General features: G+C 56.6%; 11 protein-coding genes. 10 read left to right on the top strand and 1 reads right to left on the bottom strand.

Features of this window, described 5'->3' with window-relative positions:
* Position 1 precedes the first annotated feature (1 nt).
* The 4 genes from Q1B46_RS13255 to Q1B46_RS13240 are packed head-to-tail and all read left to right on the top strand — an operon-like array spanning position 2 to position 4,457.
* Positions 2-778 (top strand): ABC transporter permease, encoded by a 777-nt coding sequence (locus Q1B46_RS13255; protein ID WP_299948700.1) that lies wholly within the window; start codon positions 2-4, stop codon positions 776-778.
* Positions 771-1,784, top strand: a complete 1,014-nt coding sequence (locus Q1B46_RS13250; RefSeq protein ID WP_299948698.1) for an ABC transporter ATP-binding protein — start codon at positions 771-773, stop codon at positions 1,782-1,784. Before Q1B46_RS13255 ends, Q1B46_RS13250 begins: the two co-directional genes overlap by 8 nt.
* Entirely contained in the window at positions 1,781-2,689 is a 909-nt protein-coding gene (locus Q1B46_RS13245) for a nucleoside hydrolase (RefSeq protein WP_299948696.1), read from the top strand. Before Q1B46_RS13250 ends, Q1B46_RS13245 begins: the two co-directional genes overlap by 4 nt.
* On the top strand, positions 2,679-4,457 hold the full coding sequence (locus Q1B46_RS13240; RefSeq protein WP_299948694.1) for an adenine deaminase C-terminal domain-containing protein: 1,779 nt from the start codon (positions 2,679-2,681) through the stop codon (positions 4,455-4,457). The genes Q1B46_RS13245 and Q1B46_RS13240 overlap by 11 nt, the downstream gene beginning before the upstream one ends.
* 200 nt (positions 4,458-4,657) lie before the next feature.
* Here the strand turns inward: Q1B46_RS13240 and Q1B46_RS13235 are convergent, their stop codons facing one another.
* Entirely contained in the window at positions 4,658-5,290 is a 633-nt protein-coding gene (locus Q1B46_RS13235) for a tyrosine-type recombinase/integrase (protein ID WP_299948692.1), read from the bottom strand.
* A 347-nt stretch (positions 5,291-5,637) separates the two neighbouring features.
* On the opposite strand from Q1B46_RS13235, the gene Q1B46_RS13230 reads away from it, so the two are divergent.
* From Q1B46_RS13230 to Q1B46_RS13205, 6 genes are all read left to right on the top strand, one after another.
* A complete protein-coding gene (locus Q1B46_RS13230) occupies positions 5,638-6,492 on the top strand; it encodes a LysR family transcriptional regulator (protein ID WP_299948690.1) in 855 nt (284 codons plus the stop codon).
* Positions 6,493-6,582: 90 nt separating this feature from the next.
* Positions 6,583-7,818 (top strand): 3-sulfinopropanoyl-CoA desulfinase, encoded by a 1,236-nt coding sequence (acdA, locus tag Q1B46_RS13225; RefSeq protein ID WP_299948688.1) that lies wholly within the window; start codon positions 6,583-6,585, stop codon positions 7,816-7,818.
* Positions 7,811-9,430, top strand: a complete 1,620-nt coding sequence (locus Q1B46_RS13220; protein WP_299948686.1) for a thiamine pyrophosphate-binding protein — start codon at positions 7,811-7,813, stop codon at positions 9,428-9,430. Before acdA ends, Q1B46_RS13220 begins: the two co-directional genes overlap by 8 nt.
* Positions 9,417-10,832, top strand: a complete 1,416-nt coding sequence (locus Q1B46_RS13215; RefSeq protein ID WP_299948684.1) for a tetratricopeptide repeat protein — start codon at positions 9,417-9,419, stop codon at positions 10,830-10,832. The genes Q1B46_RS13220 and Q1B46_RS13215 overlap by 14 nt, the downstream gene beginning before the upstream one ends.
* Positions 10,829-12,052 carry a pyridoxal phosphate-dependent aminotransferase gene (locus Q1B46_RS13210; RefSeq protein ID WP_299948682.1) on the top strand — a complete coding sequence of 408 codons (1,224 nt, stop codon included), beginning with the start codon at positions 10,829-10,831 and terminating at the stop codon, positions 12,050-12,052. The genes Q1B46_RS13215 and Q1B46_RS13210 overlap by 4 nt, the downstream gene beginning before the upstream one ends.
* The gene (locus Q1B46_RS13205; protein WP_299948680.1) at positions 12,049-13,236 is read left to right on the top strand and encodes a CaiB/BaiF CoA-transferase family protein; all 1,188 of its coding nucleotides are present in this window, start codon (positions 12,049-12,051) and stop codon (positions 13,234-13,236) included. Before Q1B46_RS13210 ends, Q1B46_RS13205 begins: the two co-directional genes overlap by 4 nt.
* The last annotated feature ends 68 nt before the right edge of the window (positions 13,237-13,304 follow it).

Genomic DNA, 13,304 nt, shown 5'->3' with positions numbered 1-13,304 from the left:
CATGCGAAACCTTACCACATCTACCATTCTTGGCCTGACGCTGACTTTCTTGATTGGGCCTTTCATCATAATCATATTCGCAGGTGCCTCTGCAGGCGAAACGCTGGCTTTTCCACCTGATGGGTTATCGCTCAAATGGTATTTAAAGGTCTTCACCATCGAAAGCTTTCGCGAAAGCTTCTTGTTGTCGCTGTTTCTTGCAATCTTCGGCACCGTGACGGCCCTGCTACTGGGCGTCCCAGCCGCCTATGCGTTGAACCGATATGACCTGCCCGGTGCCGAGACTATTCGAACCGTCGTCGCCGCACCCATCATTGTACCGGGCATCATCGTCGGACTCGCCCTACTGCGTTATCTGGTCGTACCGCTTGATTTCACTGTAACGATGGCGCTGTTCATGGCGCATACGGCCCTCGTTTTGCCATATGCGGTAAGGGTGGTTTCATCGAGCTTGAACAACTTGCGGGCCGATATGGAAGAAGCTGCGGTATTGCTGGGATGCACGCGGATGCAGGCCTTTACCAAAGTCGTGCTGCCTAACATTCGCGGCGGCGTGCTGGCCGCCTTCATTCTGGGATTTGTGACCAGTTTCAACCAAGTTCCCGTTTCTCTGTTCCTCTCTGGGCCCGGGGTGAAAACACTGCCCATCGACATGTTGGCCTATATGGAAATCACCTACGATCCATCAGTTGCAGCGTTGTCTGCACTTCTAGCCTTCATGTCTCTCTCCATCGTCTTTGTCGCCGAACGTCTATTGGGGTTTTCTCGCTATGTCTGAAAAATTTGTCTCCTTGTCCGATCTGACGCTTTCCTATGGAAGCACAGTTGCCGTTCCGAACCTTGACCTAGACATTGTCGAAGGCGAACTGATAGCTCTTTTGGGGCCGTCGGGATGCGGAAAAACAACCACGATGCGCGCCATCGCTGGCCTTTTAACACCCGCCTCGGGAATGATCGAAATCGATGGTCAGGACGTGACCCGGCTAGCGGCAAACAAACGCGGTATCGGTCTGGTTTTTCAATCCTATGCACTGTTCCCGCATCTTAGTGCGTTTGAGAACGTCGCCTTTGGCCTCCGGTTGCAGAGAATGCCAGAGGCCGAGATCCGGTCGCGGACGGAAGCCGGTATCGAAACGGTCGGCCTGATGGGGTTTGAGGCGCGCAAGCCCGCCGAGATGTCGGGCGGTCAACAGCAACGTGTAGCATTGGCGCGGTCGCTAGTCATGGACCCAAAAGTTCTGTTGCTCGATGAACCTCTCTCAAATCTTGACGCCAGATTAAGGCTAGAGATGCGTTCAGAATTGCAGCGCGTCCAAAAAGACACCGGCGTTACCATGGTGTTCGTCACACATGATCAGTCCGAAGCTTTGGCCATGGCGGATAGGATTGTCCTGATGAAGGACGGTAAGATCGAACAATTGGGCACGCCAAGCCAACTTTATGCAGAGCCGGCCACGGCCTTCGCAGCAGAGTTTATGGGCTTTGAAAACATCTTCTGCGTTGAGGGCGAAAACTTGGTCTCTGATACGGGGCAATTGCCGCTGGGGTTCGCGGCTGAGGCACCTATGCTGGCATGGCGGCCGGGTGGTGTACAGGTCGGTCGGGGTCCGTTCAGCGGTCGCGTTCTATCTAGCAGCTTTGCGGGTGGCCATCGTGAATATGTTCTTGATAGCCTGCTCGGTCAGATCAAGGCGGATGCTCCGATTGAAACTGTAGAAGTGCCGCTGGGCCACAACATCGACTTTGACCTTCCGCAATCCACCGCACTTCCACTCGCCGCATGAGTGAGCTTTGGGTCGATACTGACTTTGGGTTCGACGATCTTTGGGCCTTGCTGCTTTTGCGGCATCTGGGCGTGTATGTAGCTGGGATTTCATTAGTGGCGGGAAATACGCCACTGCCTCAGGTAATTGCCAACGCGCTTGGTGCGCAGCAAGCTTATGACTTCGACGCTTCGCTATTTGCAGGCGCAGACCGTCCCCTTGCGCGCGAGCGGGAAACTGCTGAGCGCATTCTCGGTCCGCGTGGCATGTTAAGTCGGGGGCAGCATTTGCCTGAAGTGACGGCAATGCAAGATCTACCCGACGCTGCCGAGGGGCTACAAACCTGGCTTCGTTCTGCAGGCGAAAATGACCGGCGAGATATTTTGGCAATTGGCCCGCTGACAAACATAGCGGGCCTTGTTCGTGCGGCACCGGAACTAGCGCAAAAAATCACCCGGCTTGTCTGGATGGGCGGCAGCAGTGGACCAGGAAACCACTCGCCACAAGCCGAATTCAATGCTCTCGCAGACCCCGAGGCCGCGGCGCTTGTTTCACAAGCTGGTCTACCGCTGGATGTGATTGACCTTATGCTTTGCAGAAAGGTGCATTTCGGGCCAGATGATCTGCCGCTAACTGATGGGCTGACATCCGATTTACTGGGCGGATACCTTGATATCGCGCTGTGCAGAGCGCGACCTAGAATGCTCATATACGATCCCGTCGCCGCACTAGCCATTGGCAAACCCCAGGTGTTCGAGTTCCTGCAGTGCTCTATGACCGTTTCTGTGACCCCGGATGAGACTTACGGGAAATCCACGTTTACACAATTTAACAACGGAACAACGCGCCTCGCTGTAGGAACAACGACAAACGTAGCGCAGATATGTCTGAATGCACTCACAATGGAACATGCTCATGACGACTGATGCAAACCTGAATGATCCCATGCTTCGGGCCAACGCCGTAAAAGCAGCGCGCGGTCTCCAACCGTTCGACATGCTTGTGCGGAATACGATGATGCTCGACATGGTCACTGGCCGCGAAAGGCCCGCTGATATTGGTATTGTCGACTCACTGATCGCCAGTGTTCACGCGCCAGACCCCACACGGGATGCTATCGAGCAGTTGGATGCGGCGGGTGCCTACATTGTACCCGGATTCATTGACACGCATTTGCATGTCGAAAGCTCGATGGTAACTCCGGCCGAGTACGCCCGGACAGTGGTTCCACGCGGAGTGACAACCGCGTTTTGGGACCCTCATGAGCTGGCGAATGTAGCGGGGATGGAGGGCGTTGATTACGCCTGCTGCGCGGCAAAGGGGCTGCCCTTACGTCTATTGCCGCTCGCGCCGACCTGCGTGCCTTCGGCACCGGGTTTTGAAACCAGCGGGGGCGATTTCGGACCAGGCCAGATCGCCAAGCTGCTGGCACGTGATGACGTCCACGGCGCGGCGGAACTGATGACAATGCATCAGCTGCTGGACGGCGACCGGCGTGTGCAAGGTATCGTCGCAGCTGGTCTAGCAAGCGGCAAACGTGTGTGCGGACACGGGCGTGGCTTGGTCGGTGGCGATTTGGCCGCCTATGCTGCGGCTGGCGTCGAGACGGATCACGAGTTGACTTCTGCCGCCGATCTCATTGCCAGACTGGAGACAGGGCTAACCATCGAATTACGTGGCTCGCATGAGCATCTCATACCAGAATTTGCCAAAGCTTTAATTGCTCTCGGACACCTGCCGCAAACGGTGACGTTGTGCACAGACGACGTCTTCCCAGATGATCTGTTTGCTAAGGGCGGGCTGAACCATGTCATCCGGATGTTGATTGCCAACGATATACCTCCCGCATGGGCCTACCGTGCTGCAACGCTAAACGCGGCCAGCCGAGTCGGGCGACCTGATCTTGGCCTCGTCGCCCCCGGAAAAATAGCCGACTTTGTGCTCTTGTCCGATCTCCGTGATGTTTCTGCGACGCAGGTTTTCGCCAGCGGTCAACTGGTAGCCCAAGCAAATGCCCTGTTGGAGCCCCCTCAAGATATTTCCGTGTCACCAACCATTTCGAACACCGTGCAAACGCAAGAATTTAGTGCGGCCGATTTCAACATTCACGCTATTGGCGGAAGTGCCCGTATAACAACGCTTTCCAAGCCTAGGTTCCCGGAGTGGGGCACCCGAGATGTCGAGGTGAAGAATGGCAATCTCTTGCTCCCCGATGACATGATCCGTATGGCCGTTTGCAATCGATATGGTCGTGGCACACCGACACGGGTCGCATTCTTGGAAAACTGGGGAACTTGGAGAGGTGCCTTTGCGACTACCGTTTCTCATGACAGCCATAACCTAACGGTCTTTGGCCGAGATCCCGAAGATATGACCTTGGCTGCTAACGCTGTGCGCAACATGCAGGGCGGCCTCGCCGTTGCAGCAGCAGGAAAGGTCGTCGCTAAACTCCCGCTCCCAATTGCCGGCCTTATCAGTCAAAAGCCCCTTGAAGACGTTGCGAAAGAATTCGCAGATCTTCGTTCCAAACTTGACACTTTGGTTGATTGGCAGCCGCCATATCTTGTCTTCAAGGCTTTGTTCGGTGCGTCATTGGTTTGCAATGCCGGTCCCAGGCTGAGTGATGTCGGTCTCGTCGATGTTTTCGATAATCGGATTCTTGAAAGCTGCGTTGCTACGGAAGCGATCGAATAGATTTCGGCACTGGATCAAGCATTTCAGTGAACGGGCATAAACGGTTACCGCAAGTAGTGGCCATTTCTACGTAACACACATTGCAGTCGTTCAGACACTTCGCACCATCCGGCAAAGTGGGCTCACTCCTGACCTCCGCCGCAGGAAAGACAAATAACCGCTTCGAAATGGCGAACGGCGGAGCCGCCTGCCAAGGTAAGTCAGATGTCTATGCGCTCGGCGATGCTTAGAGCATCTTCGAGTTCGACGCCCAGGTATCGAACAGTACTGTCGATCTTGGTATGACCAAGCAGCAGCTGAACAGCGCGGAGATTGCCGGTTTTTCGATAGATTTCCGCTGCCTTCGTCCGGCGCAATGAATGCGTGCCGTACCCACTCGGCTCTAACCCGATCGCCGTCACCCAATCGCGGACAATCCGACCGTACTGTCGCGTTGAGATATGTGGGCGGTCATGGAACCGGCTGGGGAATATGAACCGACACGCAAACATCTCAGGCGATTTGACCCAAGCCAAGACGGTTTCACGAGTGTTTTCCGTCAGTTCGAACTGGACTGGTCGCTTGGTCTTGCTCTGGATCACTGAAACGCGTTCCCGAACGCGATCATCCTTCACTAAGTCAGATACGGTCAATTTGACCAGATCACAGCCACGCAGCTTGCTGTCGATGGCGACGTTGAACAAAGCCAGATCGCGTAGATAGCCCGCAAGTTCGAGCCTTGCCCGGATCGCCCAGACCTGTTTTGGCAGCAAAGGCCGTTTTTGACCGATGAGCCGCCCCTTGTTCCAGGCCCTGCGTTTCGGGGTGGTTGCAGGAAGTTGGACTCTTGGCATGATGTGCCCTCCGATCCTCCCTCCGCGCCCAGTCATCAGCACCGTGCTGAATGCGCGATTGTACCAGCAAGAGGCAAGGTCGGTTCTCGAGAACCGACTGAACGTGCGGTCGCCGCGCGCGCATTCGGCCGCTAGGAGCCCAAACTACCTTATGCTGCACTAAGCGCCAATGTCCGCTGCTAAGGGTGCGGCCATAGACTTTCCAGAGTTAAAGGTGGAGTTTCCTAGAGTTTATGGCACAAGTTTTTGGAGGTTTCGGTGCGCAGGCCGTTTGTGCCTGATACAACCATTTCAGCCAGCCGTCTAGCATTCTGGGCAAGGGTGTGGTCAATTTGATCGCAATGAACATGAACCAACTCAAAACGCTTTTGGCTGTCATTGAAAACAAATCATTTGCCGCGGCAGGTGATGTGATTGGGCTTTCTCCCTCTGCTGTAAGCCTTCAGATCAAAGCGATGGAGGATGAGTTGGGGGTGCAGTTATTTGACCGCATCAAGCGGCCCCCGGTTCCAACGGCGCGGGGGCGGGCGCTGGCAGAACATGCGACGAAGACTTTGGCTTTGTTTGAAGCATCCGCAAGCGTAGCGCGAGGCGAGATGGTCCGATCCAACTTGGCGATTGGGTCCGTTCCAACGGCTCTTGCCAGTTTTCTACCAACGGGTCTCAAGTCGATCCAGGCCACCTATCCCGCGCTGCAAGTCGCTGTTAAGAACGGGAGTTCCGCTGCGCTGGCGCAACGGCTCGCCGAGGGTCATCTGGATGTTGCAATTTGCACGAAGCCCGAAAACCAGATCCCCGGTCTGGAGTGGCATAGCATTGCGTTCGAGCCATTCGTCATTGTGGCACCGGCCCATGCTGAGGGCGAAAACTGGCAGGACTTGCTCCGCCAGCATCCTTTCATCTGGTTCAATCGCAAAACCTGGGCAGGTCAAAGCATCGAGGAAGAGCTGAGCGTGCAGGGCATCGAGGTCAAAAGCGCCATGGAGATTGACTCGCTCGACGCCATTTCCAATCTTGTGAGTGAAGGCCTCGGCATATCCATCGTCCCGATCTGCAAGGGAAGGCGGCCTTTTTCGACCCGGCTGCGCACTGTGCCGTTTGGTGATCCACCTTTTTCCCGTGAAGTTGGAGCCTTCACGAACTCAGATGGTCGGGCCGATATCGTGATTGATACCTTCGTCGCGGCGCTGCAATCTTCGTGAGAAATTCTCACGCAAAAAACAAGAAATCGCAACTAACGTAAATTTCATTTGCGGCGCTAAGCTGCTCGCATCAACAAGGCGAGCGCACCCATGCTTCATCACGCAATACATCCCAATGGCCCCTCGTTCGAACTGACGGACCGACAGCGCGACATTCAGGCGCGTGCGCGTCACGTTGCTGAAAACGTCTCCGCGCCCATCGCCGCTGAAACAGACCGAACGGAGACCTATCCTTGGCCTGTTGTAGAGGCGATGACCAAGGCTGGGCTGATGGGCATGAGCGTACCCAAAGCGCTTGGTGGTCCCGGTCACAGCTATTTTGACGTGGCTTTGGTGGTCGAAGAAATGGCCGCGCGCTGTGGTGTGTCCGGGCGGATCGCGGTTGAGGGCAACATGGGCGCGGTTGGCGCGATCATCGCCTATGGCACGGATGAACAGAAACGCATCGCGGCGGATCATGTCCTGGGTGGAGACAAGCCCGCCATCTGCATCACCGAGCCCGATGCTGGGAGCGCCGCGACCGAGATGACCAGCACCGCCTTGCGCGACGGCGACACTTGGGTTCTGAACGGCAAAAAGCACTGGATCACGGGTGGCGGGGTGTCAAAGCTGCACCTGATTTTTGCCCGCGTGATCGAGGATGGAGCGTTCAAAGGCATCGGTGGGTTCGTGGCTTATCTCGGAGAAGACGGGTTGGTGATTGCGGAGCGCGAGCCAACGCTGGGCCTGCGCGGCATTCCGGAAACGCAAGTAATAATGGGCAATTTGCGCCTGCCGCTTAACCGTCTCATCACCCCGCCGGAAGGCATTGAGCGTGGCTTTGCAGGTCTGATGAACGCCTACAACGCGCAGCGCGTGGGTGCAGCGACTGTGGCGCTTGGCATTGCGCGCGGTGCTTATGATGCTGCGGTGGAATTCGTGAAAACCCGCGAGCAATTCGGCAGGCCAATTGCCGAATTCCAGGGCTTGCAATGGATGGTTGCGGATATGTCGATGCAGATTGATGCTGCGCGCATGATGATCTGGCGCGCCGCCGTAAGTGCCGAGACGACGGGGTCAGGCTTTCCCGATCCAATGCTGGCCGCTCAGGCCAAGGTCTTTGCCTCAGAAATGGCTGTGAAAGTAACCAATGACGCGCTGCAACTGCATGGCGCGCGCGGTTATTCCCGGAACTGCACCGTCGAACGGATGCTGCGGGATGCACGCATGTTCACCATCGGCGGCGGCACGGCGCAGATGCTGCGCAATTTGGTGGCGGGCAAAGCCTTAAATATGAAAACCCCGCAGACCCGCGGTGGATACCTCCCGAAAGACGTAAATGCTTGACGATATGAAGACGGGTCAAACGGCCTCAGAAGTGATTGCTGAAAGAATCTATGAAGCAGGATGCCGCCATGCCTTTGGCATACCCGGCGGAGAAGTCCTGGCCCTGATGGATGCATTGGACCGGGTGGGACTGAAGGTCGCGCTGGTCAAGCATGAAAACTCCGGCGGATTCATGGCCGAAGGTACATGGCACGCCAATGGAGCGCCGGGCGTGCTTTTTGCCACGATTGGACCAGGCATTGCCAATGCGGCCAATGCAATTGCCAATGCCTGGCAGGACCGGGTGCCGATGATCGTGCTGACAGGCTGCGTTTCGGCGGTCGAGGCGCACACATACACCCATCAGGTCTTTGACCATGTGAAGTTTCTGGAGCCGGTCACCAAGGCTGCGTTCCGGGTGGAACCGGGAACTGCCGGTATTCTGATCGATAAGGCCGTCACCATCGCCACAACAGGCCGCCCCGGCCCGGTTCTGCTGGATGTGCCGATTGACCTGCAACGCGAGGTTTCTGACGCTTGGCGCAAGCCCCGCGCCACCCCACAATCCACAATGGCCCCGGCTGGCGGCGATTTGGAAACAGCCCGAAGCTGGCTCAGCGAGGCAAAACGCCCTCTGATGGTGGCCGGTGTGGACGTGCTGACCCAGAAGGGCAACGAGGCGGTCGCTGGCTTCTGCCGGGACCTTAACATACCGCTAATCACCACATACAAAGCCAAAGGCATTCTGGACGAGGCGCATTCACTGGCCTTAGGCGGCGCGGGTCTCTCGCCGGTGGCGGACAAGCTTTTGCTGCCGCTGGTGCAGTCTTCTGACTGTCTGATCCTGGCGGGCTACGATCCGATTGAGATGCGCCTTGGCTGGCGCGACCTTTGCGCACCTGACCAGCGTGTGATCGACATCTCGGCCGAAGCAGACACCCACTATATGCACAATGCCCCACTGAATTTCACTGGAAACATTGCGGCCTCGCTCGAAGCGATTTCTATCGGCACAGCCTCGCCATTGGGTGCAAAGGAGATTGCTGATCTCAAATCTGCCTTGGCGACCGCGTTCCAGGGCGATGAGGAGTGGGGTCCCGCCGCCGTCGTGGATGAGGCCCGCAAGGCTTGCCCACCCGGAACAGCAGCCACCGCAGATAGCGGCGCGCACCGGATCGTGATGAGCCATATCTGGAAATGCGACGAACCCCATGGCTTAATGCAATCCTCGGCGCTCTGCACCATGGGCTGCGCGGTTCCGCTCGCGATTGGGCGCAAGATGGCTGAGCCTGAACGGCCTGTGATTGGCTTTGTAGGTGATGCAGGGGTTGAGATGTTCCTTGGAGAGCTGGCGACTGCCCGCGACCATAAGCTGGGTCTGCCGATTGTGGTCTTTGTTGATGAACAACTTGGCCTCATAGAACTCAAGCAACGGGGCAATCAGATGCCAAATCTTGGTGTTGAATTCCCCGGCACGGATTTCACCGCTGTTGCACACGCCATGGGCGGGGCCGGAGAAACCGTCCGCACCCGCGAAGACTTGAATACTGCGATTAAAGCCGCGTTTGAGCGCGACACCTTCACCTTGATTTCAGCCGTGATTGGAAGGAATGCCTATGATGGCCGCATCTAACACTGCAACCAAGCAAAAAAGCTTCACTGACTGTCGTGGCGTGCCGGTCTCTTACCCGGATACAAAAGCCATTGAAGGCCTGGAACGCGCAATCATCATGTCGCTGTCCTTTCGGGGTGATGCGATAGCTGAGATAAACAAGGTTCTCAACGAGCATCCAGATTTCATCATGGGTTGGCTCTTCAAGGCGGGTTGGCTGACGCAATCCATGGAGACTCGTATTTACGACCTCATGGTCAAATCACTTGGTGAGGCGGAGAAGCGGCTCAAAACGGCGAATGACCGAGAAATAGGTCACTACGAGGCGGTCAGGGCCTGGGTGAATGGTGATTTCTTCGGTGCTGTGCAGAAATGGGAAGCGGTGCTCGTCAAATACCCCAGGGACCTTCTCGCGATGGAGCTTGTCCACTACGCGGACGTTCTACTAGGCGACATCGCAGGACAACGCGATGTGGTCGCGCGGTCGTCGACACTCTGGGATGAAAGCGTTCCAGGGTATGAATTCGTACTGGGCTTCTATGCCTTCGGGCTTGAGGAAAACCGTGACTTTTCTCATGCCGAACAATTGGCGCGTCAGGCTTTGGCTATTCGTCCCGATCATCCATATGCCGTGCATGCCGTTGCCCATGTAATGGAGATGAGGGGGCGTCAGACGGGTGGTGTGCGCTTTATGAAGGAGCGTGCCAATAAATGGGGCACGTCTAACTTTGCCAATCATCTTTGGTGGCATACGGCGCTTTATCACCTTGATATCGAACAATATGACAAGGTGTATAACATCTTCGACACCCATCTGGATTCACGCCAAAAGGATGGCAATAAATACGAAGAGCTGGACGCCTCTGCCCTGCTATGGCGGATCAACCTGGTGGGACAAGACTCCGGCGACCGCTGGAAACATCTTGCCGACAAGTGGGAACCCGCCGCGCAGGACACGCTTTATGCCTTCAACGACGTCCATGCGATGTTGACCTTTGTATCGGACGACCGTGTAGACGCTCAAAATGAGCTTTTGTCCGCCAATGAGCGCTACTTGGAAAGCGCATCGGACGCCAATGTCGCCATGAGCCGTGAGATCGGGATGCCCTTCTGTCTGGCCATGCGGGATTTCAAGAACGAGCACTATGGTGACTGCGTGGATCGGCTCTTGCCCGTGCGTTACATGACCCACCGTCTCGGCGGTTCTTTTGCGCAACGTGATATCATCGGCTGGACCCTGCTCGAAGCTGCACTGCGCGCACGCCGCTTTGACTTGGCGCTGGCGCTGGCGAATGAGCGGACTGCGCTGAAACCCACCTCGGCCCAGAATTGGCGCGCCGTAGCGCGGGCCTTCAAAGGGCTGGGGGATAGCTCAAACGCGGACCGGGCCACCGCCAAGGCGCAATCCCTAATCCACGCATGACGGCACCTGATCATAAGCCCGCTGCACGTCTGGCGCATGTTCGTCCCTCGATGATCCTCGGCCTTGTGCAGAAGGCACGCCAATTGGCCAGCGAGGGGCATCCGGTCATTGAACTTGGCATCGGTGAGCCTGACTTCACGACGCCCGATCACATCAAACAAGCTGCGATTGAGGCGATCGAGCGCGACGAGACGCGCTATACCATCGTTCCCGGCACCGTGCCGATGCGTGAGGCCATCGCCGCCAAGCTGAAACGCGAGAATGATCTGGATTGTGATCTGGCGGACATCACCGTGGGCGGCGGCTGCAAGAGCATTATTTTCAACGCTATGATGGCGACCGTCAGCCCCGGCGATGAGGTGATTATACCAGCACCCTACTGGTCCTCTTACCCCGATATTGTTGCTATGGCCGAAGGCGTCCCGGTCGTGGTGGATTGCCCGCAAAGTCAGCGGTTCCTGATCTCGCCTGCGCAATTGGCGAAGGCGATCACGCCGCACACTCGTTGGCTCGTGTTGAACTCACCCAGCAACCCAACCGGCGGTGTCTACAGCGCCGAGCATCTGGAAAGGCTGGCAAAAGTCCTGCGCGCGCATCCCCATGTCGCGATCCTGAGCGATGATATCTATGAACATCTGATGTTTAACGGGCATCGCTTTGCCTCCATCCTCAATGTCGCCCCTGATCTGAAAGACCGGGTGCTGATCGTGAATGGTGTGTCCAAGGTTTTTGCCATGACAGGCTGGCGCCTGGGCTACGCGGCGGGGCCGTCGCAGATCATCAAGCAGATGAACGTGGTGCAGGGGCAGAGCCTGACACATGCCTGCTCGATCTCACAGGCTGCAGGTATTGCCGCGCTGAGTGGTCCGACAGGTTTCTTGGCAACGCGTTCGGCAAGCTTCCAAAAGCGACGCGATATTGTTGTTGATGCCTTGAACGTCGCCCAGGGTATCAGCTGCATTCGTCCTGAAGGCGCGTTCTATGTCTATCCCGATTGCAGCGGCGTGATCGGAAAAATGACTCCGGCTGGGCGCGTGATCACGTCTGATATCGAATTTTGCACCCACCTTTTGGAAGATCATTATGTCTCTGCCGTGCCAGGCGCGGCATTTGGCCTCTCACCACATCTGCGCATATCAACAGCAGCATCTGAAGAGAACTTACGCGAGGCATGTGCGCGCATTGCGGCAGCTTGCGCAGACCTGAAGGAGGCCTCGTGACCGGACCGCTTACAGGCGTAAAAGTCCTGGACCTCAGCCGCATTCTGGCCGGACCAACAGCGACACAGCTACTAGGCGACCTCGGCGCAGAGGTTATCAAGATCGAAAACCCGGCCACAGGCGGCGACGACACGCGCAGTTGGGGTCCACCCTTTGTCGAAGGCCAAGACGGGCAGGACACGGACCTAAGCGCCTATTTCATGTCCGCCAATCGCAACAAGAAATCCGTAGCAATCGACATCACCTCGATCATCGGGCAGACGCAACTCCGTCAATTGGCTGCGCACTCGGATATCCTTGTTGAGAACTTCAAACCGGGGGGACTGCGCAAATATGGACTCGACCACAAGACAATCCTGCAATCCAACCCGCGCCTGATCTATTGTTCGATCTCTGGCTTTGGTCAAACCGGCCCCAATGCGGCGAAGCCGGGCTATGATCTGATGGCGCAAGGTTACGGCGGGATCATGAGCCTGACAGGTGCGACCGATGGCGAACCTATGAAAGTAGGGGTGGGCGTTGCCGATGTGATGTGCGGCATGTATGCGGCCACAGGAATTCTCGCAGCACTCCTGCACCGCAACTGCACTGGCGAAGGTCAGCATATCGACCTGGCATTGGTGGACACCCAGGTCGCGTGGCTCGTCAATGAAGGGGTCAATCACCTGACATCGGGCGAAGTCCCCGAGAGGCGCGGCAATGCTCACCCGAACATCGCCCCTTATCAAGTCTTTGCCGCCGCAGATGGCGACGTGATCATCGCTGTTGGCAATGACACGCAATTTGAGCGTTTTGTTACCTGGCTTGGTGCACCCGAGATGGCCAAGAACCCAGACTTTGCAACCAATCCGGCGCGGCTGGCCAACCGGGATCGGCTGATTGCCCTGCTCCAACCCTTGATCGCAGCCCATCCTGTTCATACAATCCTGGACGGACTCGAAGCCAGCAAAATCCCGGTAGGCCCGGTCAACAGGCTGGATCAGGTCTTTGCCTCGGATCAGGTGCAGGCGCGGGACTTGAAAATCGAGATGCGCGCACCATCTGCGCGACGCGGCTCTGTCGATCTGATCGGGAATCCGCTGAAATTTTCAAAGACACCCGTGACTTACCGGTACCCACCTCCTGAATTCGGTGCGGATACGCAAGAAATTCTGGCGACTTTGCCAAACATGAATGAAGAATAACCAAGAGCCAGGAAAGGCCACCAACAAACCGACAAGGAGAAACTTATGTGTGATATTTGTGTAATGAA

Origin of the sequence: uncultured Ruegeria sp. (assembly GCF_947500045.1) — a bacterium.
Taxonomy (GTDB): domain Bacteria; phylum Pseudomonadota; class Alphaproteobacteria; order Rhodobacterales; family Rhodobacteraceae; genus Ruegeria.
The sequence above is the reverse complement of the archived record's forward strand: the minus strand, read 5'-3'. Positions and strand labels throughout refer to the sequence as shown.

What these genes read in the sequence shown, in the direction of transcription:
- Q1B46_RS13255 (WP_299948700.1), top strand. Translation starts at nt 2, where the DNA reads ATGCGAAACCTTACCACATCTACCATTCTTGGCCTGACGCTGACTTTC.
- Q1B46_RS13250 (WP_299948698.1), top strand. Translation starts at nt 771, where the DNA reads ATGTCTGAAAAATTTGTCTCCTTGTCCGATCTGACGCTTTCCTATGGA.
- Q1B46_RS13245 (WP_299948696.1), top strand. Translation starts at nt 1,781, where the DNA reads ATGAGTGAGCTTTGGGTCGATACTGACTTTGGGTTCGACGATCTTTGG.
- Q1B46_RS13240 (WP_299948694.1), top strand. Translation starts at nt 2,679, where the DNA reads ATGACGACTGATGCAAACCTGAATGATCCCATGCTTCGGGCCAACGCC.
- Q1B46_RS13235 (WP_299948692.1), bottom strand. Translation starts at nt 5,290, where the DNA reads ATGCCAAGAGTCCAACTTCCTGCAACCACCCCGAAACGCAGGGCCTGG.
- Q1B46_RS13230 (WP_299948690.1), top strand. Translation starts at nt 5,638, where the DNA reads ATGAACCAACTCAAAACGCTTTTGGCTGTCATTGAAAACAAATCATTT.
- acdA (WP_299948688.1), top strand. Translation starts at nt 6,583, where the DNA reads ATGCTTCATCACGCAATACATCCCAATGGCCCCTCGTTCGAACTGACG.
- Q1B46_RS13220 (WP_299948686.1), top strand. Translation starts at nt 7,811, where the DNA reads ATGCTTGACGATATGAAGACGGGTCAAACGGCCTCAGAAGTGATTGCT.
- Q1B46_RS13215 (WP_299948684.1), top strand. Translation starts at nt 9,417, where the DNA reads ATGGCCGCATCTAACACTGCAACCAAGCAAAAAAGCTTCACTGACTGT.
- Q1B46_RS13210 (WP_299948682.1), top strand. Translation starts at nt 10,829, where the DNA reads ATGACGGCACCTGATCATAAGCCCGCTGCACGTCTGGCGCATGTTCGT.